Source organism: Streptomyces sp. NPDC058307, from assembly GCF_042880295.1.
GTDB lineage: Bacteria > Actinomycetota > Actinomycetes > Streptomycetales > Streptomycetaceae > Streptomyces.
In genome coordinates this window covers 1-23,352 of record NZ_JBHVYZ010000028.1, presented here as the reverse complement: position 1 = coordinate 23,352, position 23,352 = coordinate 1, and the positions used below count along the sequence as shown (strand labels likewise).

At 69.3% G+C, this 23,352-nt stretch carries 24 protein-coding genes, 1 tRNA gene and 1 pseudogene; 11 read left to right on the top strand and 15 right to left on the bottom strand.

The features are described from left to right. Positions 1-267 precede the first annotated feature (267 nt). Positions 268-897 carry an RDD family protein gene (locus ACFVYN_RS20980; RefSeq protein WP_390000707.1) on the bottom strand — a complete coding sequence of 210 codons (630 nt, stop codon included), beginning with the start codon at positions 895-897 and terminating at the stop codon, positions 268-270. An 89-nt stretch (positions 898-986) separates the two neighbouring features. Then, a complete protein-coding gene (locus ACFVYN_RS20975) occupies positions 987-2,687 on the bottom strand; it encodes an RDD family protein (protein WP_390000704.1) in 1,701 nt (566 codons plus the stop codon). Positions 2,688-2,997: 310 nt separating this feature from the next. Here ACFVYN_RS20975 and ACFVYN_RS20970 point away from each other — a divergent pair, with 310 nt between their 5' ends. Then, complete coding sequence (locus ACFVYN_RS20970; RefSeq protein ID WP_390000702.1) at positions 2,998-3,474, top strand: SsgA family sporulation/cell division regulator; 477 nt, start codon at positions 2,998-3,000, stop codon at positions 3,472-3,474. Between the two features lie 19 nt (positions 3,475-3,493). Here the strand turns inward: ACFVYN_RS20970 and ACFVYN_RS20965 are convergent, their stop codons facing one another. Then, positions 3,494-4,900, bottom strand: coding sequence for an FAD-binding oxidoreductase (locus tag ACFVYN_RS20965; protein ID WP_390000699.1), 1,407 nt, complete (start codon positions 4,898-4,900; stop codon positions 3,494-3,496). A 92-nt stretch (positions 4,901-4,992) separates the two neighbouring features. Between ACFVYN_RS20965 and ACFVYN_RS20960 the strand changes: the two genes are divergently transcribed. After that, complete coding sequence (locus ACFVYN_RS20960; RefSeq protein ID WP_390000696.1) at positions 4,993-6,435, top strand: tetratricopeptide repeat protein; 1,443 nt, start codon at positions 4,993-4,995, stop codon at positions 6,433-6,435. Here the strand turns inward: ACFVYN_RS20960 and nthA are convergent. Genes nthA through hppD form a run of 4 tightly spaced genes read right to left on the bottom strand, consistent with a single transcriptional unit; the run spans position 6,413 to position 8,766 of the window. Beyond that, positions 6,413-7,000, bottom strand: a complete 588-nt coding sequence (gene nthA / locus ACFVYN_RS20955; RefSeq protein ID WP_390000693.1) for a nitrile hydratase subunit alpha — start codon at positions 6,998-7,000, stop codon at positions 6,413-6,415. The two genes, ACFVYN_RS20960 and nthA, sit on opposite strands and share 23 nt — an antisense overlap. Continuing rightward, positions 6,987-7,286, bottom strand: a complete 300-nt coding sequence (locus ACFVYN_RS20950; protein ID WP_390000690.1) for an SH3-like domain-containing protein — start codon at positions 7,284-7,286, stop codon at positions 6,987-6,989. The genes nthA and ACFVYN_RS20950 overlap by 14 nt, the downstream gene beginning before the upstream one ends. Then, the gene (locus ACFVYN_RS20945) at positions 7,279-7,560 is read right to left on the bottom strand and encodes a hypothetical protein (RefSeq protein ID WP_390000687.1); all 282 of its coding nucleotides are present in this window, start codon (positions 7,558-7,560) and stop codon (positions 7,279-7,281) included. The genes ACFVYN_RS20950 and ACFVYN_RS20945 overlap by 8 nt, the downstream gene beginning before the upstream one ends. A 60-nt stretch (positions 7,561-7,620) precedes the next feature. Further along, positions 7,621-8,766, bottom strand: coding sequence for a 4-hydroxyphenylpyruvate dioxygenase (gene hppD / locus ACFVYN_RS20940; RefSeq protein ID WP_390000684.1), 1,146 nt, complete (start codon positions 8,764-8,766; stop codon positions 7,621-7,623). Positions 8,767-8,892: 126 nt separating this feature from the next. Here hppD and ACFVYN_RS20935 point away from each other — a divergent pair, with 126 nt between their 5' ends. From ACFVYN_RS20935 to ACFVYN_RS20905, 7 genes are all read left to right on the top strand, one after another. After that, positions 8,893-9,375 carry an Lrp/AsnC family transcriptional regulator gene (locus ACFVYN_RS20935; protein ID WP_390000681.1) on the top strand — a complete coding sequence of 161 codons (483 nt, stop codon included), beginning with the start codon at positions 8,893-8,895 and terminating at the stop codon, positions 9,373-9,375. Between the two features lie 23 nt (positions 9,376-9,398). Then, positions 9,399-10,046: an ABC transporter permease gene (locus tag ACFVYN_RS20930; RefSeq protein ID WP_390000678.1), complete on the top strand. Its 648-nt coding sequence runs from the start codon at positions 9,399-9,401 to the stop codon at positions 10,044-10,046. Beyond that, on the top strand, positions 10,039-11,331 hold the full coding sequence (locus ACFVYN_RS20925; protein ID WP_390000676.1) for a betaine/proline/choline family ABC transporter ATP-binding protein: 1,293 nt from the start codon (positions 10,039-10,041) through the stop codon (positions 11,329-11,331). Before ACFVYN_RS20930 ends, ACFVYN_RS20925 begins: the two co-directional genes overlap by 8 nt. Further along, the gene (locus tag ACFVYN_RS20920) at positions 11,328-12,131 is read left to right on the top strand and encodes an ABC transporter permease (RefSeq protein ID WP_390000673.1); all 804 of its coding nucleotides are present in this window, start codon (positions 11,328-11,330) and stop codon (positions 12,129-12,131) included. The genes ACFVYN_RS20925 and ACFVYN_RS20920 overlap by 4 nt, the downstream gene beginning before the upstream one ends. A gap of 295 nt (positions 12,132-12,426) precedes the next feature. Continuing rightward, the gene (locus tag ACFVYN_RS20915; RefSeq protein WP_390000670.1) at positions 12,427-13,383 is read left to right on the top strand and encodes a glycine betaine ABC transporter substrate-binding protein; all 957 of its coding nucleotides are present in this window, start codon (positions 12,427-12,429) and stop codon (positions 13,381-13,383) included. 72 nt (positions 13,384-13,455) lie between these two features. Further along, positions 13,456-14,028 carry an ArsR/SmtB family transcription factor gene (locus ACFVYN_RS20910; RefSeq protein ID WP_390000668.1) on the top strand — a complete coding sequence of 191 codons (573 nt, stop codon included), beginning with the start codon at positions 13,456-13,458 and terminating at the stop codon, positions 14,026-14,028. Positions 14,029-14,040: 12 nt separating this feature from the next. Then, positions 14,041-14,223, top strand: a complete 183-nt coding sequence (locus ACFVYN_RS20905) for a hypothetical protein (RefSeq protein ID WP_390000665.1) — start codon at positions 14,041-14,043, stop codon at positions 14,221-14,223. Here the strand turns inward: ACFVYN_RS20905 and ACFVYN_RS20900 are convergent. From ACFVYN_RS20900 to ACFVYN_RS20875, 6 genes are all read right to left on the bottom strand, one after another. Then, positions 14,220-15,011 (bottom strand): S16 family serine protease, encoded by a 792-nt coding sequence (locus ACFVYN_RS20900; RefSeq protein ID WP_390000662.1) that lies wholly within the window; start codon positions 15,009-15,011, stop codon positions 14,220-14,222. The two genes, ACFVYN_RS20905 and ACFVYN_RS20900, sit on opposite strands and share 4 nt — an antisense overlap. A 174-nt stretch (positions 15,012-15,185) precedes the next feature. Continuing rightward, on the bottom strand, positions 15,186-15,827 hold the full coding sequence (locus tag ACFVYN_RS20895; RefSeq protein WP_355748356.1) for a helix-turn-helix domain-containing protein: 642 nt from the start codon (positions 15,825-15,827) through the stop codon (positions 15,186-15,188). Between the two features lie 402 nt (positions 15,828-16,229). Continuing rightward, positions 16,230-18,020, bottom strand: coding sequence for a DEAD/DEAH box helicase (locus ACFVYN_RS20890; RefSeq protein WP_390000657.1), 1,791 nt, complete (start codon positions 18,018-18,020; stop codon positions 16,230-16,232). 193 nt (positions 18,021-18,213) lie between these two features. Continuing rightward, positions 18,214-18,600: a type II toxin-antitoxin system death-on-curing family toxin gene (locus ACFVYN_RS20885; RefSeq protein WP_390000654.1), complete on the bottom strand. Its 387-nt coding sequence runs from the start codon at positions 18,598-18,600 to the stop codon at positions 18,214-18,216. Then, a complete protein-coding gene (locus ACFVYN_RS20880; RefSeq protein WP_013003224.1) occupies positions 18,601-18,798 on the bottom strand; it encodes an Arc family DNA-binding protein in 198 nt (65 codons plus the stop codon). 47 nt (positions 18,799-18,845) lie between these two features. Further along, the gene (locus ACFVYN_RS20875; RefSeq protein ID WP_390000651.1) at positions 18,846-20,297 is read right to left on the bottom strand and encodes an MFS transporter; all 1,452 of its coding nucleotides are present in this window, start codon (positions 20,295-20,297) and stop codon (positions 18,846-18,848) included. A 185-nt stretch (positions 20,298-20,482) separates the two neighbouring features. Between ACFVYN_RS20875 and ACFVYN_RS20870 the strand changes: the two genes are divergently transcribed. Both ACFVYN_RS20870 and ACFVYN_RS20865 read left to right on the top strand, forming a co-directional pair. After that, positions 20,483-20,557 (top strand) — tRNA-Cys (locus ACFVYN_RS20870). Positions 20,558-20,787: 230 nt separating this feature from the next. Beyond that, positions 20,788-21,393, top strand: coding sequence for a DUF6082 family protein (locus ACFVYN_RS20865; protein ID WP_390000648.1), 606 nt, complete (start codon positions 20,788-20,790; stop codon positions 21,391-21,393). Positions 21,394-21,453: 60 nt separating this feature from the next. Here ACFVYN_RS20865 and ACFVYN_RS20860 read toward each other — a convergent pair. Together ACFVYN_RS20860 and ACFVYN_RS20855 are read right to left on the bottom strand one after the other, a co-directional pair. Next, a pseudogene (locus tag ACFVYN_RS20860) lies at positions 21,454-21,651 on the bottom strand (site-specific integrase); the annotation flags it as partial. A 180-nt stretch (positions 21,652-21,831) separates the two neighbouring features. After that, a complete protein-coding gene (locus ACFVYN_RS20855) occupies positions 21,832-22,986 on the bottom strand; it encodes a hypothetical protein (RefSeq protein ID WP_390000645.1) in 1,155 nt (384 codons plus the stop codon). Positions 22,987-23,352 lie beyond the last annotated feature (366 nt).

Here is a 23,352-nt window from a genome sequence, read left to right as displayed (position 1 = left end):
CGCGTTCGCCGAGCCGGGTGCTCCTCCCGTCACCGGGTTCGTCCGGGCGGTCGGGGCGCCAGTCGCGTTCGTCCGGTCAAGCCCGGCGTCGTCGCGGTGAGCGGGTCCGTCCGCCCCCTGGGTCGGCAGGACGGGCCCGGGCACTGGTCGCGTTCGCCACCGTGACCGACGGCTCGGCGCTCCCAGCCACGCCGATCCCGGACACGCGCCGCCCCGAGGACGTGCTCGGACTCCGCCGACCCAGGAGGCAGCCCGGGCCCGCCCGGGTCAGTCCGTGCTGACCACCACCGTCTTCGCCGCCTTGTCGTGCAGGCCCTGCTTGTACGGCTTGTCGAAGTAGCTCCAGCCGCCCGAGATGGCCGTCCAGATGCAGGCGCAGCAGAACGCGAACGGGATCCACAGCACCGCCGAGCGGATCAGCGTGTTCTGCACGGAGGGCGTGGAGCCGTTCTCGAGGTTCGCCACCCGCATCCCGAGCCACTTCTTGCCGAGTGTCTGCCCGGACCGGGTGATCAGGACGGTGTCGTAGGCGATGTAGAGCAGCGCGGCGAGCGCCGACTGGGCCAACGACTTGCCGTACTGCATGTTGTCGCCGTTCACGTCGTACTCGTTCACCCCGAGGCCCCAGGTGATCAGCCCGACGACGATCACCACCAGGATCATGTCGATGATCCGGGCCAGCGTGCGCCGGCCACTGGGCGCCAGCGGTGGCATGCCGGCCAGCGGGTCGGTGGGGTAGGAACCACCGCCGTACGGGTCGCCGCCGGGCGTGCCCCCGTAGGGCGGGGGTGGTGTGCTGTACGGCGATCCCGACCCCTCGGCGGGCGGGGGCTGCTTCCTGAACGGGTCGTCGTCCGGCGGCTGCTGGCCGGAGCCGGGAGGCGGTTCACTGCTCATGGACCGAGTCGACCGCGAACCCCCCGGCTCCGCATCCGGCGAGCGGCCGTCCGGAGTACCGAATCAAGTACGTCGCCCGCGGGACCCGCTCAGCCCGCCACGAACGTATGCGCCGCCTTGTCGTGCCAGCACTGGCGCCACGGCCGGTCGAACAGGCACCAGGCGACGCCCACGAGGCCGATGCCGAGCAGGCCCGGGACGCTGTAGACCAGCCAGCGGCGCACGGCCCCGCCGAAGGACGGGGGCTCGTGGCCCTCGATGTCCCGCACCTCCAGGCCGAACAGCTTCTTGCCGAGCGTGCGGCCCCACTTGGCGGTGGGCAGCGCCTCGTACAGGACGCCGGCGACGAGGAGCACGGCGACCACGATGCCGAGGTACACGGACGTGGTGCCGTCCAGCAGCCAGATCGTCACGGTCTCGCCGGAGAGCTTGGCCGCGTCGATCTTCTCGTTGATGTGGTCGGCCGCCTTGGTGCCGAGGGGAACGGCGGCCACGGCGGTCACGGCACCGACGACCAGGGTGTCGAGCAGGCGCGCGGCCAGGCGCTTGCCGAGGCCCGCGGGTCTGGCCGAGGACTGGCGGCGGGCGGCCGCCTGGAAGATGTCCTCGACCGGCGGCTTCCAGGGGACGGGCTGCTCCTCGTCGGGCCCGGCGAGCCGGTGCACCTGCTGGGCCCAGGAGGGCTGACCGCCACCGGGGCCGGGGCTCATGGGGGCGGCGGCCGGCTGAACTCCGGCGGGCTGGGCTCCGACGGCCTGCTGGGGGCTGACGGCCTGCTGGGGGCCGCCCTGCTGCGGGACACCCTGCGGCGACCGGCCAGGGGTCGGGACGGAGGCCGGTCCCTGGGGACCCGCGGTACCGGCCGCCGCGGCACGCTCGGCGGCGGCCTTGCCGGCACCGAAACCCGGGGCCTCGGCGGCGGCGGAACCACCGGCCGCGGAGGGCTGCACACCGGCGCCCCGGCCGCCCTGGCCGCCCTGGCCGCCCTGTGCGACGGGGCCGGAATACCCGGGTCCGGGTGTGCTTCCGTTCTGCGCCCCCCGACCCCCGCCCTGCTGCGCCGTGCGCGGGGAGACCGCGCGGAACTTCATGGTGCCGTCGTCGGACTGCTGGACGGCCCCCGCCGCCCCCGCTGCCTCCGCCGCCCCCGCTGTCCCCGCTCCCCCGGACCCGGCCGTGGGCCTGCGGAAGACCCGGGTGCCGCCGTCCTCGTCCGGCTCGACGGGCGGGATCGTGGCCGTGCCGTCGGTACGGGCCGCGTGACCGTCCGGCTGGGCCGGGGCGGAACCGTGGGCCGGCCGCCCCGGACCGGGCACCTGCACCCTGGGGTCGGCGCCCCGCGGAGTCTGCGGCCCGCCGTGCTGAGCGCCCTGCGGCCCCTGCTGGGCCCCCTGCTGAGGAATCCCCTGAGCCTGCGCGGCCGCCTGCGGGGACCCCCACGACACCCGGCGGTCCTGCTCGCCGCCGAAGCCCGCCTGGTGGGCCCGGTCGGCGGCCCACGCGGTCGCGGGTTCCGGGCGGCTGCCGTGCTGGGTGTCGGGGTGCGGGGGTTCCCCGGCCGGGTCCTCGTCGAAGAAGTGCGGGCCCGTCTCCTCCACCGGGGACGGGCCCGGCTCGGAGCCCGCGCCGGCCGGCGCGGCGAGCGGTTCACCGGCCGCCGGAGCGGGACGGCTGGTGCCCGGCACCCAGGAGGCACCGTTCCAGTAACGGACATATCCAGGAATGGACGGGTCCGGGTAGTAGCCCTCGCGGGGCCTGTCGTCACCGGGTGCCGGGGTTGGGGCGCTCATGTCCGTCGTCCCGTATCTGCTCGGGGGTCAATAGAGGGGGCTCCACATCTATCAGACCGGCGCAAGACCCACCGCCAGTCCCACCGGACCCACCCCTTTTGAGCACGACCTGACACCGGGCGTGATACCGGCCGCGACGCCGACCGTGACACCGGCCGTGACACCGGCCGTGACACCGGCCGTGACGGCCACCGTGATACGGCCGGAAAAAAGTTCGCCGAACCCGCGTAATGACCCAGCCCCCTCCCCCTCTCCACTCGTACGGGCCCACCGCGGGACCCGGACGAGAGCCGAGAGAGGAACGAACGACATGCACCACACGGTGGTAGAGCGTGAACTGGAGCTCAGACTCATCCTGTCGCCCGAGCGCAGCATCCCGGTCCCGGCCCGGCTGGGCTACCGCAGCGACGACCCCTTCGCCGTCCACGTCACCTTCCACGTCGGCTCGGACCACCCCGTCCACTGGACCTTCGCCCGCGAACTCCTCGTGGAGGGGGTGTTCCGCGCGTGCGGGCACGGGGACGTACGGGTGTGGCCGACGAAGGTCGCGGGGCGCACTGTCGTGCTGATGGCGCTGAGTTCCCCCGCCGGCGACGCCCTCCTGGAGGCCCCCGCCGCGCAGGTCTCGGCCTGGCTGGAGCGCACGCTGAGGGCGGTCCCCCCGGGCTCGGAGGCGGAGCAGCTCGGCATCGACGACGGCCTCGCCGAGCTGCTGGCCCCGACCCCGGCCGACGACCTGTGGCTGCGCGATCCGTGGCCGAGCGACGAGTCGGCGGACGGGGAGTGATCGCCCGGCAGGAAAAGCATCAGAACAGCTTGCCCGGGTTCAGGATCCCCAGCGGGTCGAAGACGCCCTTCACCGCGCGCTGCATCTCCAGCCCGACCGGGCCGATCTCGCGTGCCAGCCACTCCTTCTTCAGTACGCCCACCCCGTGCTCCCCGGTGATCGTGCCGCCGAGCTCCAGGCCGAGCGCCATGATCTCGTCGAAGGACTCGCGGGCCCGCCGGGACTCGTCGGGGTCGGCCGCGTCGAAGCAGACCGTGGGGTGGGTGTTGCCATCACCCGCGTGGGCGACGACACCGATGGTGAGCCGGTGCTTGTCGGCGATCCGCTCGGTCCCTTCGAGCAGCTCGCCGAGCCGTGAACGGGGCACGCACACGTCGTCGATCATCGTGGTGCCCTTGACGGTCTCGAGGGCGGGGAGGGAGAGCCTGCGGGCCTGGAGCAGCAGTTCCGACTCGGCCGCGTCGTCGGCCGGGACGACCTGGGTGGCACCGGCCGCCTCGCACAGCGCGCCGACGGCGGCGAGGTCGGCGGCCGGGTCGGTGGTGTCGAAGGCCGCGAGGAGCAGGGCCTCGGTGGTCTCCGGGAGTCCCATGTGCGCCAGCGCGTTGACGGCCTTGACCGTCGTACGGTCCATCAGTTCGAGGAGGGACGGCACGTGCCCGCCCTCCATGATCCGGCACACCGCGTCGCAGGCGGCGGCCCCGGAGGAGAACTCGGCGGCCAGCACCAGCTGCTCGGGCGGTTTCGGGCGCAGGCCCAGGACCGCCCGCACGACGATGCCGAGCGAGCCCTCGGAGCCCACGAACAGGCGGGTCAGGTCGTATCCGGCGACCCCCTTGGCGGTACGGCGGCCGGTGGACATGAGCCGCCCGTCGGCGAGGACGACGTCCAGTCCGAGGACGTACTCCGCCGTGACGCCGTACTTCACGCAGCACAGTCCGCCGGACGCGGTGCCGATGTTGCCGCCGATGGTGCACATCTCCCAGCTGGAGGGGTCCGGCGGGTAGTAGAGGCCGAGTTCGTCGACCGCGCGGGAGAGGGTCGCGTTGACGACGCCGGGTTCGACGACGGCGATGCGGTCGACCGGGTTGATCTCCAGGATCCGGTCCATCTTCGTCAGGGAGAGCACGATGCAGCCGTCGGAGGCGTTGGCGGCGCCCGACAGGCCCGTGCGGGCGCCCTGGGGCACGACCGGGACGCGCAGTTCGGTGGCGATGCGCATGACGTGCTGCACCTGTTCGGCCGTGCGCGGCAGGACGACCACGGCGGGGGTGCCGGCCGGGCAGAAGCTCGCCATGTCGTTGGCGTAGGAGACCGTGACGTCCGGGTCGGTGAGAACGGCGTCGGCGGGCAGACCGGTGAGCAGGCGGTCCACCAGGTTGCCGGTGACCTCGTCGCGGGGGGCTTCGATACGGCTCATGATCACAGCGTCGCACCGGGGGCCATCGGTGTGAACCCCACCAGCGGCAACCGCCGTATGCCGGGGTGTGCTCGTCGTACTGGCGCACAGTGAGCGCCATGGACAACCAAGCCACCAAGGACCGGCCGGAGGAGCGGCGGGCCCGGCTGCACGGGCGTCTGGTGATCGCCGCGGTCGCCGGCTGCGCGGTGCTCGGTACGGCGCTGACGCTGCTGCCCCCGGAGCGGACGGCGACCCGCGCTCCCGCGCCCGCTCCGGGGGCCCAGGCGCTGACGGCGGTCGCCGCCGGGGTGCCGGCCGCGCTGCCCGATCTGGCGGCCCTGATCGGTGAGCGGGAGAGCCATCTGCGCCGGCATCCCGAGGACGCCGAGTCGTGGGCGGTGCTCGGGACGGCGTACGTCGAACAGGGGCGGCGGACGGCCGACACGGCGTTCTACGCCAAGGCCGACGCCGACCTGCGGATGTCCTTGAAGGTGCGGGCGAACGCGGCGGCCCTCGGTGGTCTGGCCGCCCTGGCGAACGCGCGCCGGGACTTCCGGACCGCCCGTTTCTGGGGTGAGGCGGCGCGGAAGCTGGAGCCGAAGCGGTGGACGACCTATCCGGCGCTGATCGACGCGTACACGGGACTCGGCGACTACAAGGCGGCCCGTGGGGCGCTGGAGCGGCTGACGCAGCTGCGCTCGGGGCCGGCGGTGATGGCCCGGGCGGCGGCCGTGTACCGGGACCGGGGCTGGCGCGAGGACGCGGCGGCCCAGCTCTCCGACGCGGCGGCCGGGGCGCGGGCGCCGGCCGAGCGGGCCGCGTATCTGGAGCGGGCCGGGCAGCTCGCCTGGGAGCGCGGGGATCGCGAGGACGCGCTGCGGCACTTCCAGGAGGCCGTCCGGATCGACCCCGACCAGCGGGCCGCGCAGGCCGGTCAGGGGCGGGTCCTCGCGGCGCTGGGCCGCACGACGGAGGCCCTGAACGCCTACCGGACGGCCCTCGCGAAGCAGCCGCTTCCGCAGTACGCCCTGGAGCTCGGCGAGTTGTACGAGTCGCTGGGGCTGGGGCAGGCGGCCCAGGTGCAGTACGACCTGCTGCGGGCGGTGGTGGACCGCGCCGCGGCGGGCGGTGCCGACGAGGAGCTGGTGCTCGGGCAGTTCGAGGCGGACCACGGTGACCCGGCGTCCGCGGTACGGCGGCTCAAGGCCGAGTGGCTACGGCAGCCAGGGATCGCGGTGGCCGACGCGCTGGGGTGGGCACTGCACCGGGCGGGCCAGGACAAGGAGGCCCTGCGGTACGCCCGGATCGCGACGGACAAGGTGCACGGGGGTGGGGTGCGCAGCGCGCTGTACGCGTATCACCTGGGCATGGTCGAGCGGGAGCTGGGGCAGTACGCCCCTGCGCGCCGGCATCTGAGGGAGGCGCTCCAGATCAACCCCTGGTTCTCGCCCTCGCGGGTGCGGGCGGCGCGGGAGGCGTTGGCGGCGCTGGGGGAGGTACCGGAGGAGGACGTACCGGCGATGGATGCGAAGGCGGTCACACCGCGGCCGTACCGATGAGGGCGTTCCTCGTCACCAGCGCCGCCAGCTCCTCCTCGCCGAGCCCCTCCGTGCCCTCGGGCCTGCGGGGCAGGACTAGATAGCGGGTCTCCGCGCTGGAGTCCCACACCGTGATCTCCGTCGAGTCGGGCAGGGTCAGGCCGAACTCCCGCAGCACCTCCCGCGGTTCACGGACCACGCGGGAGCGGTAGGCCTCGGACTTGTACCAGCTGGGAGACGGGCCCAGGAGCCGGAGCGGGTAACAGGAGCAGAGGGTGCAGACGACGACGTTGTGAAGCGACTCGGTGTTCTCCACCACCCGCAGGCGCTGGAACGAGCCCTCCATGTAGCCGAGTTCACGGACGGCGGCCGTGCCGTCCGCGAGCAGCCGCGCCCGGTAGGCGTCGTCGGTCCAGGCGCGGGCCACGACCCGCGCCCCGTTCGCCGGCGAGGACTCGGCGAGGAACGCGTCGATCGCCTCGTCAAGGCGCTCGCCGGTGATCAGCCCCTTCTCCTCCAGGAGGGTCTCCAGGCGCCGTACCCGCCGGGCGATCGTCGCGTCGGTGTGGTGGTCACCGCTCGTCATCGCGGTCCTCCTCCAGGTAGCTCTCCCACAGGTCCAGTACGACGTGGTGGTCGCCCTCGCCCCAGAGGTCGCGGGCCTCGAAGCGGACCGCGTAGATCTGCTCGACGGGCGCGTCGCCCCGCCCCTGCGCGCTGACGTCGGCCAGTTCCTCCGGGCCCTCCGGCTCGACGACCACGCCCCGCTTGCCGCGCGCGTACCGGGGCAGGCGGGTGTGGTGCGGCGGGTCGTGCCGGTAGGTGCGGACCCGGGTGCCGGGCGGGAAGCGGTCGGGGGGCGCGTCAGTCATCGAGCTCACCCGGCTCGATCACGCCCTTGCGTTCGAGCAGGACGCGGATCGCGGTGAACCAGCGCTCGTAGTACGACGCCGCCAGGTACTGGGCCGGCGGCATCGACTCGATCGCGTCCCGGAACTCGTTCGTGTTGAACACGCCTTGCGCGCGCAGGGTGTTGTAGAGCCCGACGACCCGGGCCTCCCAGTCGGCGTGGAAGGGCTCGGTGTCGTCGGTGGTGTCGATCGCGCCGAACCCCTGCGTGCCGCCCACGTCGTTGATCCTGGCCATGCGGCCAGCCTACGAGCGTTACGCGCAAAGGGGGCTTGCCAGAGGCTTGCCAGAGGCTTGCTAGAGGTTGCCCCGCTTCTCCTGCTCCCGCTCGATGGCCTCGAACAGGGCCTTGAAGTTGCCCTTGCCGAAGCCCATGGAGCCGTGCCGCTCGATGATCTCGAAGAACACGGTCGGCTTGTCCTGGACCGGCTTGGTGAAGATCTGCAGCAGATAGCCGTCCTCGTCGCGGTCGGCGAGGATCTTCAGCTCGCGCAGGGTGTCCACCGGGACGCGGGTGTCGCCAACCCACTCGCCGAGGGTGTCGTAGTACGAGTCGGGGGTGTCGAGGAACTGGACTCCGGCCGCCCGCATGGTTCGTACGGTCTGCACGATGTCGTTGGTGTTCAGCGCGATGTGCTGGACGCCCGCGCCGCCGTAGAACTCCAGGTACTCGTCGATCTGGGACTTCTTCTTGGCGATGGCGGGCTCGTTGATCGGGAACTTCACCTTGAGCGTGCCGTCGGCCACCACCTTCGACATCAGCGCGCTGTACTCGGTGGCGATGTCGTCGCCCACGAACTCCTTCATGTTCGTGAAGCCCATGACCTTGTTGTAGAAGCCGACCCACTCGTTCATCCGGCCGAGCTCGACGTTGCCGACGCAGTGGTCGACGGCCTGGAAGGTGCGGTGGGCGGGCGGCTCGACGATCGGGGCGGCCGCGGCGTAGCCCGGGAGGTAGGGGCCGTCGTAGCCGGTGCGCTCGACCAGGGTGTGGCGGGTCTCGCCGTAGGTGGCGATCGCGGCGAGCACGACGGTGCCGTGCTCGTCCTTCAGCTCGTACGGCTCGGCCACCGAGCGGGCGCCGTGTTCGAGGGCGTAGGCGTACGCGCGGCGGGCGTCCGGGACCTCGATGGCGAGGTCGATCACCCCGTCGCCGTGCTCGGCCACGTGCTGGGCGAGGAAGTGGCCCCATGGGGTGGCGGGCTTGATGACCGAGGTGAACACGAACCGGGCGGAGCCGTTCTCCAGCACATAGCTCGCGGTCTCGCGGCTGCCGTTCTCCGGTCCGGAGTAGGCCACGAGCCGCATGCCGAAGGCGGTCGAGTAGTAGTGGGCCGCCTGCTTGGCGTTGCCGACGGCGAAGACGACCGCGTCCATTCCCTTGACCGGGAAGGGATCGGCCTGCCGGGCGGTGTCGGGAGTGTGGTGTGTGGTCTGCGTCATGCCCGAAGCCTGGCCCCGGTCTGCAAGGTGCGCAATAGTTTGCGTATTCACTGGACAACATGTTCAGCGGTACGGCCGCATCGGCGGCCTTTCTGTACAGGATGACCATCTCTCCGGGAGGCCGACGTGGGTATCGACGAGCTGGACGGGCGGATCATCGTGCTCCTCGCGCGCGAGCCGCGGATCGGTGTCCTGGAGATGTCCCGGCGGCTGGGGGTGGCCCGGGGGACCGTGCAGGCGCGCCTGGACCGGCTTCAGTCGAACGGAGTCATCCGGGGGTTCGGTCCGCAGGTCGATCCGGCGGCGCTCGGCTACCCGGTGACCGCGTTCGCCACACTTCAGATCCGGCAGGGGCAAGGGGCCGACGTACGGGCGCACTTGGCGACCGTGCCGGAGGTCCTCGAACTGCACACCACCACCGGCAGCGGGGACATGCTGTGCCGCCTCGTGGCCCGCTCCAACGCCGATCTCCAACGTGTGATCGACCGGGTTGTCGGTTTCGATGGGATCGTCCGGGCCGCCACCGCGATCGTCATGGAGAACCCCGTTCCGCTGCGGATCATCCCGCTGGTGGAGCAGGCGGCGGGGGATCCGGCCCTTCGGGAGTGACCGAACCACTGGAGTGAGCGGGCGTGAACTTCTGGGAGTACCTCGGCAGCCGCCACCAGCAACTGCTCACGGACGCCTACCAACACGCGAGCGCGGTCTTCCAGTGCATGGTCGTGGCGACGGTGGCCGGGGTGCTGATCGCGGTCGTGACCTATCGCAGCGAGTGGGCGGGCAACCTCGCCACGACGGCCACCTCGACGATCCTGACCGTCCCGTCGCTCGCCATGATCGGTCTGCTCGTCCCGGTCGTGGGGCTGGGTGTGCCGCCCACGGTGATCGCCCTGACGCTGTACGGGCTGCTGCCGATCGTGCGGAACGCGGTCGTGGGCCTGCGCGGGGTCGACCCGTCCCTGGTGGACGCGGCCACGGGCATCGGGATGTCCCGGGTGACTCGCCTGGCGCGGGTCGAGCTGCCGCTGGCCTGGCCGCCGATCCTGACCGGGATCCGCGTCTCGACGCAGATGCTGATGGGCATCGCCGCGATCGCCGCGTACGCCTCCGGGCCCGGCCTCGGCAACGAGATCTTCCGCGGCATCGCCTCTCTCGGCAGCAGGAACGCGCTCAACCAGGTGCTCGCGGGCACGCTCGGGATCATCGTCCTCGCCCTGCTGTTCGACGCCGCGTACGTCCTGATCGGACGGCTGACGATTCCGAGGGGGATCCGTGTCTGAGTCGTCCGGCACCTCGGGTGCCTCCATCGAGCTGGAGAACCTGACCAAGCGGTACCCCGGCAGTCCGCAGCCCGCCGTCGACAACGTCACCCTGGAGATCAAGGCGGGCGAGACCGTCGTCTTCGTGGGGCCGTCCGGATGCGGTATGTCGACGACGCTCAAGATGATCAACAGGTTGATCGAGCCGACCGGTGGACGCATCCGGATCAACGGTGAGGACGTGACCGACATTGATCCGGTCAAGCTGCGCCGCAAGGTGGGCTACGCCATCCAGTCGGCCGGGCTCTTCCCGCACATGACGGTCGCGCAGAACATCGCGCTCGTGCCGAGGATGACCGGCTGGGGAAAGGGCCGGATCAAGGACCGGGTGGAGGAACTGCTCGACCTCGTCGGGCTCGACCCCGGCGAGTTCCACAGCCGCTATCCGCGTCAGCTCTCCGGCGGCCAGCAGCAGCGGGTGGGCGTGGCGAGGGCGCTCGCCGCCGATCCTCCGGTCCTGCTGATGGACGAGCCGTTCGGCGCGGTCGACCCGATCACCCGTGACCATCTCCAGGACGAGCTGATCCGGCTCCAGCGCGAGCTGCACAAGACGATCGTCTTCGTCACCCATGACTTCGACGAGGCGATCAAGGTGGGTGACCGGATCGCCGTTCTGCGCGAACGCTCCCACATCGCCCAGTTCGACACCCCCGAGGCGATCCTGACCAACCCGGCCGACGACTTCGTGTCCGGGTTCGTCGGCGCCGGGGCGGCGCTGAAGCGGCTGAACCTCACCCGCGTACGGGATGTCGGGGTCACGGACTGTCCGACGGTGACCGTGGACGACCCCCTCCAGGAGATCTTCAACAAGCTCCGGGGCAGCGGCACGCACGAGATCCTGCTGCTCGACAGGCAGGGACGGCCCTACAAGTGGCTCAAGCGCGGCGACATGATGCGGGCCAAGGGGTCGCTGGCCCGGGCCGGGACGCTGGTGAGCTCCACCGTGACCAGGGACGCGACGCTGCGGGACGCGCTGGAGGCCGTGCTGACCGACAGCGCGGGGCGGGTCGCGGTGACCGGGCGGCGCGGTGAGTACACGGGTGTCGTCGACATGGAGACGCTCATGAACTGCGTGCACGAGCTGCTGGAGGCCGACCGTTTCGAGGCCACGGAGCACCGGCACGCACTGGAGGAGATCCGGGCCGCGCAGACGCACGCCGAGCAGGAGGGGGCGGGCGGATTTGCCGGCGGATTTGCCGGCCGAGTTGCGGGCCGAGTCGTCGGCGGAGGGGTGCGGAAGGCGTGACGACTTCCGAGACTCCGGAGCTGGAGGAAAGGGCGGCTCCGCCCCCACCGGCCCCGCCCCGGCCTCACGTGACCTGGCAGAAGCTGACCTTCCTGCCCGCGTTCCTCATCGCCGTCCTGCTCGGGACCTGGCTGTGGTTCGAGCAGGCCGACCTGGACCCGCTCTCGGCGAACGCGCTGTCGAACGGGCAGGTGTCCAAGGCCCTGTGGCAGCACGTGCAGTTGACGGTGATCTCGACGTTCTTCGTACTGATCATCGCGATCCCGCTGGGGATCGTGCTGACCCGCAGGGCCTTCCGGAAGGCGAGCCCGGTGGTGATGGCGGTCGCCAACACGGGCCAGGCGACCCCGGCGATCGGGTTGCTCGCCCTGCTGGTGATCTGGCTCGGCACGGGCACGAAGGCCGCCCTGATCGGCATCATCGCCTACGCCGTCCTGCCGGTTCTGTCGAACACGATGGCGGGCCTGAAGGGCAACGACCCCACCCTGCTGGAGGCGGCACGGGGCATCGGCATGACCCCGCTGGGAGTCCTGACCCGCGTCGAACTCCCGCTGGCCGTCCCACTGATCCTCGCGGGCGTCCGCACGGCCCTGGTCCTCAACGTCGGTACGGCGACCCTGGCGACCTTCGGCGGAGGCGGCGGCCTCGGCGTCCTGATCACAACCGGCATCACCAACCAGCGAATGCCGGTACTGATCCTGGGCTCGATCCTCACGGTAACGCTCGCCCTGCTGGTCGACTGGCTGGCCTCACTGGCGGAACTGCTGGTGAGACCACGGGGGTTGGAGGCGGGGACGTGACGCGGATACGGCTGCGGGCAGTGCCGGGCATCGGCATGCCCCTGCCGGGAGCACGACCCGCATGCCGGCTGATCTTGGTGGGCGGACGGACGGGTGAGGTCACGGGGACGGGAGCCGGGGACACGAAACGGGAGTGCCGGCGAGCGGCCGGGGCAGCTGTTCCGCCGTCCGGCTTCCGCAGGATCGCCGGCTTCTCCCCCGCGGGCGACAGCCTCCAGCCCGAGCCCATGCCGGGCAACCGGCCGGCCTCACTGGACCAACCACCGCCCATCCCAAGCGCGTCGGGGGTGACGACGTGAGACAACCCCGTCTGGCGCTCGCCTGGACGCTGGTCCTGCTGGCCGGCTGTGGGCTGACCAGTGGGTCCCCGATGGTCGATGACGTGAAGCCGGGGTCGATCGGCCGGGGTGAGCCGTTGAAGGGCGCCCATCTCACGGTCACCTCCAAGGAGTTCACCGAGCAACTGATCCTCGGCGCGATCATGGGCATCGCCTTCCAGGCGGCCGGGGCCGATGTGCTCGACCGCACCGGGATCCAGGGCTCGGTCGGAGCAAGGGAGGCGGTCAAGGCCGGGGACGCCGACGGGATGTACGAGTACACGGGCACGGCGTGGATCACCTACCAGAGCAACAGCGAGCCCATCGCCGACCCGCAGGAGCAGTGGACGGCGGTGCGGAAGACCGACCTGCGCAACGGGCTGACGTGGCTGCCGAAGGCACCCCTGAACAACACCTACGCCCTCGCCATGAACCAGGCCGCCTTCAGGAAGTACGGCACCAGGACGCTCTCCGACGTCGCCGCCCTGGCCAGGAAGGACCCCGGTGCGGTGACGCTGTGCGTGGAGGGCGAGTTCGCCAACCGCGCCGACGGACTGCCGGGCATGCAGAAGGCGTACGGGATGAGCGTCCCGGCGAAGAACATCACCCAGATGGACACCGGAATCATCTACACCCAGGTGGCGAAGGGCAGTTGCCGGTACGGGGAGGTCTTCACGACCGACGGCCGCATCAAGTCCATGAACCTGGTGGTGATGCGGGACGACGGGACGTTCTTCCCCAACTACAACGCGGCTCCCGTGATCAACTCCAAGGCCCTCAAGCGGTGGCCGGCCATCGCGGAGGTCCTGAACCCGGTCACGAAGAAACTCGACAACACGGTGGCACGGGAGCTCAACGCCAAGGTGGACGTCGCCGGGGAGGATCCGCACCAGGTGGCACTGGACTGGATGAAGGCGGAGGGGTTCGTGAAGTAGGGGCCGGCCTTTGCCGACAGAGTTACAAAGAACCCGTTGCAAAGAACTCTTTGCAACGCTACCTTTGTACGCATGCCGGAACAGCCCAACGTACGGAAACTCGACGCCCGTTCACTGCGCGGGCTGGCCCACCCCCTGCGGATGCAACTGCTGGACGCCCTGCGCTACGGAGGACCCGCCACCGCCTCCCAACTCGCCGAGAAGCTGGGCGAGTCGAGCGGCGCCACCAGCTACCACCTGCGCCAGCTGGCCGCACACGGCTTCGTGGAGGACGCCCCCGAGCGCGGCAAGGGCCGGGAGCGCTGGTGGAAGGCGGTCCACAAGGGACTGAGCTTCGACGACGCCCTGCTCACGGACAGCGATCCGGCCGTGCGCGGAGCCGCCGACATCTACCTCCACGAGGTAGCCACCGCCCAGATCCAGAACCTCTCCAACTGGCTGGGCGAGCGCGCCACCTGGCCCGAGGAGTGGAACCGCGTCTGGGACATGAGCAGCGCGACGCTACGCCTGACTCCGGAGCTGACCAAAGAACTCATCGAGAAGATGCACGCGCTGGTCGACACCTACCGCGACCGGTCCACCACCGGGGACAACGCGGCCCAGGTACGCATCCACACCCACGCCTTCCCCGTCGCCACGGACTGAAAGGGCCCCGCCATGCACCCCGAGACCCACCTCGCCGTCCACCACCTCCGCGCCGCCGACCTCCGTGCCGAGCCCGACGCGCACCGCCTGGCCGCGCAGGCCAAGCGGCCGTACGACATCAGGACCCGGCTCGGCTGGACCCTGGTGGAGGTCGGACTCCGGCTGGCCTCCCCCCGGCCGGCCTACGGGCACTAGCAGGCGGGGACGGACCCCTTACCCGACTCCAACGCGGTCAGCGCGCCCACCGCCCCCTTCAGGGACGTCACCGGGACCAGCCGCAGCCCCTTCGGCAGCTCCGCCCTCGCGTCGGAGCACTCGTCCTCGGGGACCAGGAACACCGTCGCCCCGTCCCGCTTCGCGGCCTGCGTCTTCAGCGCTACGCCGCCCACCGCGCCGACCGTGCCGTCCGCGTCGATCGTGCCGGTCCCGGCGATGGTGCGGCCGCCCGTGAGGTCGCCCCCGGCGCCGTCACCGTCGAGCTTGTCGATGATCCCCAGGGTGAACAGCAGTCCCGCGCTCGGCCCGCCGACGTCCGCGAGCTTCAGCGTGACCTTCACCTTCTTGTCGCTGAGGCCCAGATACTTCAGCGCCGCCTGGGTCGCCGCGTCCTGGGACTCCTTCATCTGCGCGGTGTTGTGCTTCTCGATCTCCTTGACGCTCTGCCCGCTCGGGTAGACCGCGTCGTGCGGCATGACGGCCTGGTCGGTGCGGAACCAGCTGCCGAAGACGTCACCGAGCGAGACATGTGTGTCGGGCCCGGTCGCCTCGATGGTCGTCATCCGCAGCTGCCCGCTCGTCGTACGGGTCTTCGCCCCGGAGACCGTGATCACCGCCTCGCCCTCGTTCTTGCCGAGGACGTTCGCCGTCATCCCGGGCTGCGCCAGCGCGAACGGCAGCGGCGCGAGGAGGGCCGTGGCGATCAGCGCCACGACAGGCAGGGCACAGACGGCGACGGCCTGGGGGCGCGTGAGGCGAGAGAGCACGGGATCAATCTAACGCGGCGGTCACTTCCGGCCACGAGCCGGTCAGCCCCGTGCCCACCGGCGCATCCTCGCCCACGGCACATACCGACCTGCGGCGACCGCATCCACCCAGAGGCCCCACCGCACCCGCAGCCGTAGACCTTCCCGGCGATACCCGAAGCCGTACCGCTCAGCTCAGCGCAGCGCCTCCGCGACCTCCCGTGCCGCGTCCACCACCCGCGGCCCCACCCGCTCCGGCACCGCGTCCGCCAGCATCACGACCCCGACGCTGCCCTCCACCCCGGTGACCCCGAGCAGAGGAGCGGCCGCCCCGCTCGCACCGGCCTCCAGCTCCCCGTGCGTCAGCAGGTAACCCGGCTCGCCGAACCCCTGCTGCCGAGCCGCGAGAATCGCCCGCCCCGCGGCACCGCGGTCCAGCGGATGCCGGAACCCGGCCCGATAGGCCACGTGATAGTCCGTCCACGTGGGCTCCACCACGGCAACGGCCAGCGCCTCGGCGCCGTCCACCAACGTGAGGTGGGCCGTCGCCCCGATGTCCTCCGCGAGCGAGCGCAGCGCGGGCAGCGCGGCCTCCCGTACCAGTGGGTGCACCTGCCGTCCGAGCCGCAGCACACCGAGCCCCACCCGGGCACGCCCGCCGAGATCACGCCGTACGAGGGCGTGCTGCTCCAGCGTGGCCAGCAACCGGTACACCACGGTCCGGTTCACGCCCAGTTTGTTGGAAAGCTCGGTGACGGTGAGCCCGTGGTCCGTGTCGGCCAGGAGCTTGAGGACACGTAGTCCCCGGTCAAGCGTCTGAGAGGTCTCCGCGGTCACGACGCCCACTCCTCCAAGTGGTGAGGTCGGCAGCCTCGCGGCGAATGCGTCACCGAGTCCCGTCAGTGACGCGCCACAGAGGCCGCCGATCGGCCGGCGGCCCGGTCTCTTACCGGGCCGCGTCGCTTCACGGCTGCGCTCCGCGGCGGCGCTGCCACGGGGCGTGTGCGTAGCGGGACAGTAGCGAAGCGGGTTCGCTCAGCGGAAGCCTCCGTCCAGAATCCGGGCAGCAGCCGGTACGGACACACTCCGTTCGTCCCGATACGTCCGGCCCATATGTGCGGTCGGGACACGTGTGGTCGGATACGCGCGGTCGGATACGCGCGGTCGGATACGTGCAGTCGGATACGTGCGGTCCGCCGCCGCGACACGCCAGGCGCCCAGGCGCCCAGGCGCCCCACGTCACCGCATCCGAGTGGCCCACTCCTGCACCTTGGCGATCCGCTGCCGCAGCTGCCCGGCCGTGGCCTCGGCGCTCGGCGGCCCGCCGCACACCCGGCGCAGCTCGGTGTGGATCACGCCGTGGGGCTTGCCGCTCTGGTGGACGTACGCGCTGACCATGGTGTTGAGCTGCTTGCGCAGCTCCATCATCTCCTTGTGCGAGACGACGGGCCGCCGCTCGGCGGGGAGCTCCAGCAGGTCCGCCTCGGCGTCCGGCTTCTTGCGGCTGTGCGCGATCTGCCGGGCCTGCCGCTTCTGGAGCAGCAGCTGCACCTGATCGGGCTCGAGGAGCCCCGGGATCCCGAGGTAGTCCTGCTCCTCCTCGCTCCCCGGGTGCGCCTGCATGCCGAACTCGGCGCCGTCGTAGAGGACACGGTCGAAGACGGCCTCGGACTCCAGCGCCTCGAAGGCGAACTGCTCCTGCTCGCCGGTGTCCTCGTCCTCCTCCTTGTTCGCCTCCTCCATCTCCTTCTCGGACTCGGCGTACGGGTCCTCCTCGCCCTCCTTCTTCGGCTTGTCGAGGGCGTGGTCCCGTTCCACCTCCATCTCGTTGGCGAAGGTCAGAAGGTCCGGGACGGTCGGGAGGAAGACGGAGGCGGTCTCGCCGCGCCGCCGGGACCGTACGAAACGGCCGACGGCCTGGGCGAAGAAGAGGGGTGTGGAGATGGTGGTGGCGTAGACGCCCACGGCCAGCCGGGGCACGTCGACACCCTCGGACACCATCCGGACGGCGACCATCCACCGGTCGTTGCTCTCGCTGAAGTCGTCGATCCGCTTGGAGGCGCCGGCGTCGTCGGAGAGCACGAGGGTCGCCTTGGAGCCGGTGATCTCCCGGATGAGCTTCGCGTACGCCCGGGCCGAGTCCTGATCGGAGGCGATGACGAGGGCACCGGCGTCCGGGATGGCCTTCCTGACCTCGGTCAGCCTCTGGTCGGCGGCGCGCAGCACGCTCGGCATCCACTCACCGCGCGGGTCGAGCGCCGTACGCCACGCCTGGCTGATCGCGTCCTTGGTCATCGGCTCGCCGAGCCGCGCGGCGATCTCGTCGCCGGCCTTGGTCCGCCACCGCATCTGGCCGCTGTAGGAGAGGAAGATGACGGGCCGCACGACGTGGTCGGCGAGCGCGTTGCCGTACCCGTAGGTGTAGTCGGCGGCCGACCGCCGGATCCCGTCGTTGCCCTCCTCGTAGGTGACGAAGGGGATGGGGTTGGTGTCGGACCGGAAGGGCGTGCCGGTGAGCGCGAGCCGGCGGGTGGCGGGCTCGAAGGCCTCCAGGCACGCCTCGCCCCAGGACTTGGAGTCACCGGCGTGGTGGATCTCGTCGAGGATGACGAGGGTCTTGCGCTGCTCGACCCGGTTGCGATGGAGCATGGGCCGTACGCCGACACCCGCGTAGGTGACGGCGACGCCGTGGTAGTCCTTGCCGAGCGGCCCGGCGCTGTACTCGGGATCCAGCTTGATCCCTATCCGCGCGGCCGCCTCGGCCCACTGCTTCTTCAGATGCTCGGTCGGCGCCACGACCGTCACCTGCTGCACGACGTGGTGGTGCAGCAGCCAGGAGGCGAGGGTGAGGGCGAAGGTCGTCTTGCCCGCGCCGGGCGTCGCGACGGCCAGGAAGTCACGCGGCTGCTCCTGGACGTACTTGTCCAACGCCCCTTGCTGCCAGGCACGCAGCCTGCTGGCGGTACCCCAGGGGGCCCGGCCGGGGAAGGCGGGGGAAAGGTGGTGGGAGGAGGCGGCGGTGGTAGTCACGGTCTCCGTCGGGTCGAATGGGAGGTGCCGCGCGAAGCGCGTCAAGCAGGGTGGTGGCGGGCGACGGGCGGGCGGCTCGGAGCGATGTCTTCGGCGGCTTCTTCGGCTGTGTATGACGACCGGGTCACCTTACCGGCGGCCGGGTGGTGTCAACGCGCGCACGGGGCCGGGTCGCTCATGGGTGGGACCGAGGTCACATCGCGTCGCGCAACGCCCGCAGACGCAGGGCGATCAGCCCCACGTCCTCCAGACTTCCGGCCGCCACTTCCATGACCAGCTTGTACGCCTCGTCCTGATCGACGTGCAGCATCTCGGTGCCATTGAGGTCGAGGAAGACGACCGTGCACATCCACGCCATGCGTTTGTTGCCGTCCACCAGGGGATGGTTCACGGCCAGCGAATGGAGCAGCGCTGCGGCCTTCTCGAAGAGGTCCGTGTACGCCTCGACCCCGAACACCCGTGACTGCGGACGGTGGACAGCCGAGCTGAGCAGACCCAGGTCACCCACGGCGATCTGGGCCTGCTCCCCGCACGCCAACTCCGCCAGGTCCAGCACCTCCTGGACCCTGAGGTACTTCATCTACTCCCCCAGCCTCCGCAGCAGGTCGGCGTGGCCCGCCGCATACTTGGCCCCGAGCCGACGAACCGTGGCCCGGTCGGCCTCCTGCTCCAGATACCGGTCGATCGCCTGAAGCACTATGGCGTGCATACTGCGCCCCTCCTCCTCGGCACGCAGCTTGAGCGCTTCCTGCTGGTCGTCACGCAGACGGAGGTTCATAGCCATACCACCACGGTACCACTAGTGGGGTCACAGTGGTACCGAAGTCAGCCACGCGCCCGCACCCGCGTAGTCACCCACGCCCCCACCAACGCCACCCCCGCCATCGGCAGGAACACCACGGCGAACGCGGCCGGATGCGAGCCGGTCGCCTCCGTCGCCGTATGACTCACCGCACCGCCGCCCAGCGCCGCGAACGCGGCCCCGCCCGCCGACAGCAGGACGGCGTTCGAGAGGCCGTCGGAGATCTGGAGGGCGGCGGAGTTGGTACCGGCCTCCTCCGGGGCGGAGAGATGGAGCAGCAGCACGCTGGTGGAGGAGATCACCAGCCCCATCCCGAAGCAGCCGAACCCCCAGGCGACGGCGACGGTCCACACCGGCACGGAGTCGATCAGCACACTCGGCGCACCCGCGATCGCGGCGGCGACCAGCACCATCCCCACGGTCATCAGCCGGTCCCGGTACGGCTCCACGCGCGCCCGGGACTGCACCCACGACCCCAGCGCCCACGTACCCCCGCCCGCCGCGAGCGAGAACCCGGCCAGCGTCGGCGACAACCCCCGCTGGGTGACCAGCATCAACGGCACGAAGGACTCGGCGGCGACGAAGGACCCCGCGGCGACCCCGCGCAACAGCACGACGGAGGGCAGCCCGCGCGCCGCCCGGTACGTCCCGCGCGGGAGCAGCCCGAGCACGGCGGGCACGAGCAGGGCGATGCCCGCGAGGCCGGGGAGGAGGGAGAGCGGGCGCAGATCCTGAGCGGCGTACTGGAGGAGCCCGGCGCCGAGGGAGATCCCGAGGGCGAGCCGGATACGGCGCCGGTCGAAGGAGGCCTGTCCGTGGTTGTCGTCGACCGGTCCGGCCGCCCGCCGCCGTATCTGCGGAAGGGCGAGCACCAGCGGAAAGACCACCAGCACCGGGATCCCGACGAACACCCACCGCCACCCGAGGTGCTCGGTCACCGCACCGGCCGCGAGCGGTCCCACGATCGAGGGCACCACCCAGCCAGCCGCAAACGCAGCCATGATCGCGGGGCGCAGCCGTTCCGGATAGGCCCGCCCGACGACGACATACAGCGCCACGATGACGAGGCCGCCCCCGAACCCCTGTACGGCCCGCCCGAGAATGAACAGCCACATCGCGCCGGCGGTCCCGGACAACAACAACCCGGCTCCGAACCCGGCGATCCCGGCCGTCAACGCCCCGAGCGGCCCCCGCCGATCCGCCCACTGCCCGGCCAGCACCATCCCGAACAGGCTGGTGGTGAAGTACCCGGAGAACGCGAACGCGTAGAGCGCGACCCCGTCCAACTCCCTCGCGGCAACGGGCATGGCGGTCCCGACAGCCGTGGCCTCGAACGCGATGAGCAGCACGACGGACACGATGCCGATGCTGAGCGCCCGGTACGAACGCCCCAGCACCCCCTCCGCCACCTCATCGACGGACGGGACCTCAGAGTCATCGGTGACACCGGCGTCACGCGGTTCCAGCACAGCCATGCCCGCCAGGGTAAGGGCCACGGCCCCTGTTGACCCCTGTCGAAAGCCCGCCCCACCCTGAGACCTTGGTCGTACGACCACCGCCGATTCGTTCATGAACGGCGCATGGCAGTCGCGTTGCAGCCCCCACGCCTCCCTTGAACCACTCCCCGCAGCCCCGTACGGTCAAGTCACCGGGTTACCCCGGCCGTGTGCCCGAGTGGCTCAGGGACTCGCCTGCAAAGCGAGTTACGCGGGTTCGATTCCCGCCACGGCCTCCAGCGTCTGACCAGGCAAGACGAGAGGGCGGCACCCCAACTGGGGTGCCGCCCTCTCGATCGTTCGTCTCACTTCCCGTCTCACTCGACCTCAGCATGCGCCGGACCGAGGGGCACCGTCCTGGCTTCCGCCACTTCGCACACCTATCGCCGCCGGTGGGTATGCACTGCTTGGCCGGAGAAGCCGGAGCCAAGGGGGAGAGCTCATGAGTCAGCCACCTGCAGGACGTCGCATGATCTTCGCGTGGAGCACAGCAGGACTAGTAGCAGCAGCCATCGTCGGACTTGCACCCCTAGTCCTCCAAGAGATAGCACCTGCCGGTACGAACTGGCAGACACTCAGCGACATCAGTCAGACCTACGGCACCCCTCTTTCAATAATCGCGCTTCTCGGGGTGGCAATGTCACTCGCTCACCAATCCCGCCAAACGGCCATAACATATGAAGAAGCCCAACGCGCTTCTCATCGCGAACTTGTACTCATGGCGATTGAGGACCCTGAACTTATGGTCTGCTGGGAACCATTCTCCATTCCGGTAACACCGTTGGAGGCAAAGCAGATCGCCTACGTTAATCTAATTGTCCACAACTGGATGGCCGACTACATGCTGAAGCGGTTCAATGACGCAGCGTTACGCATGCGTATGCGGAAACTCCTACAAGGGGAGATGGGGCGAAAGCACTGGCAGAACGGCGGAGCTGGCTACCGGCAGTTTGCAGAATCACTAGGTGAGACCAGGTTGATTCGGTTCGTCTCATTGATTGATGAGGTGTATGCAGAGGTTGCCGCTGCCGGACCTCCACGTTTAACAAGCACCTATTTCATCCCGGATGCGTAGCCGTCAGTATGTCTATCGCCGCAGCTTACGGTCGATAGACACACTGAGGAGGTTTCTAGCTTAGATACCGCCTTCCTCTGACACTTCAATGGGATTCCAGATCAACCCGTCGACCTGCTTCGCAATATCGGTCCGCACTGCGTCGACCATGTGCTGATAGCGGGCTGCCATGGCGGTGGTTGACCATCCCATGAGTCCCATAACGGCGCACTCAGAGACTCCAAGGATGAGCAAGACCGTCGCGGTTGTGTGGCGCGCGAACGCGCCCCACAGGGCGAGCGTCAGTCCGCCCCGTCCCTGATCATGACCAGCCGAGAACTCGCGGCCGTCATGAGGCAGCACTACGGCACCGAACCGGCCGCACAGGACTACCTGAATCACCTGCAAGACCTGGGCAGGGAGAAGCCAGGATTCCCCCCTTCTTTCCGTGCAGCTCGATCACGTGCCGAGCTTTGGATACACCCAGTCGATAAAATTGGTTCCACTCGTGGAATTAAAAAAACCCTCTTGGCCATCCGTCAAGGTGACACTGGGATATACAGCCTTCATGTAAGTGGGAAGCTTTTCGCGGCTTTCCCTAAAATCATCCGGGAGCGACTCAAGTGATCTATACGATTGCACGAATGATTCACTAGATCCGGCACCATAACGAAGCTCGTCCGGATGCTCCATGATTCGCCTAGAAATCTTGATGAGAGCTTCGGCAAGAGCGTCCACATAGGTGTCGAGATAGGACTCGTGAACCACGTCGTAATACCGAACTACGGTGCCCAAACTTTTCCCTTCGGCAGTATTTCGAACGGGCTCCAGCCTGCTCATCCTGACCCATGGCAGGGAAATTAGCTTCTGTTCACCTTCTGCCGAAAAAATACTTCCAACCATTGGCGCTCTAACCACAGCGATAGGGACGAGAAATCGCTCCTGCCATTTTGAGTGCGAGCCCGATTGCACTGTAGCTCTGAGGTGATCTACGGCCTTCAAAAGTGGGTATGTTAGAGCCCTGTACGTCTCCTCTCCTGTGACCTCCACCTTCGATTTATTCCTGATCGCTTTCGCCAAAGACACCGCATAGGGCACGGGAGGCAGCACAAAGTCAAACTCGTAGAATCCGAGCAAATCTCGAACACTCAGTATCGTCGCACGGTCTGATATCTCACCCCCTTCACTTCTAGCAAATACCTTGATTTCCTCCTTAATAGGTCCGAGCATTTCCGGGAAGGATGGTGCCCCCTCTGGCGGAGCATCCCGAAGGAAGAATATATATGGATTCTCGCTCTGCTTGCATTCGATGACCAAATTCAATCGACAGAAGAGCGGCATTGCAGGGGATTTATAAACTCGGTGCTCGAAGTTCAGGACCCCGATATCTGCAAAGATATCCACACTTCTCGCCTGCTGCGTCTCGGAATCCATATACTCCCATTCTTCTTGGATGTTTACATCATGGAAATGCTCTGCAAGTCGACCGCGCAAGGATGCTGCCGTTGTGGCTTGAAACGGGTACCCCGAGCGACTGATGGCCTCTTTCAAGTCTTCTGGATTCATGCCATTCTTTAGTTGTGCGAATTCTGGCACGTTTTCTGCGTTCGACATGACGGCACCTTTCAAAACATTAGACGTGCTGTCGGGACACTTGATTCGGGCGTGCGTCGAGTAGAAGGTGTATGTGATCGTCGCATTGTTGGCCGCCGCCTGTCCCCCAGTTTTGAACTCAGGTGCGTTACTGTCGGAGCGACAGGGCGAGCGTCTCTTCCTCAGGGCCGCACCCGTCTCGTTCGTTGTCCTGGTCTTTGTCCAGCGCGCCGACGGCCGCCACCGTTCATCGCCGTACGCGCACCCCTCCTGCCGCGCGACCTCCCACGGCGCCCCCGTAAGGCCGCGCGGACAGTTGGAAAGCGGGTCGGCTAGTGTCCTGAGTCGCTAATTCGTGTGCAGTATGCGGCGAGGGTGTCGAGGATG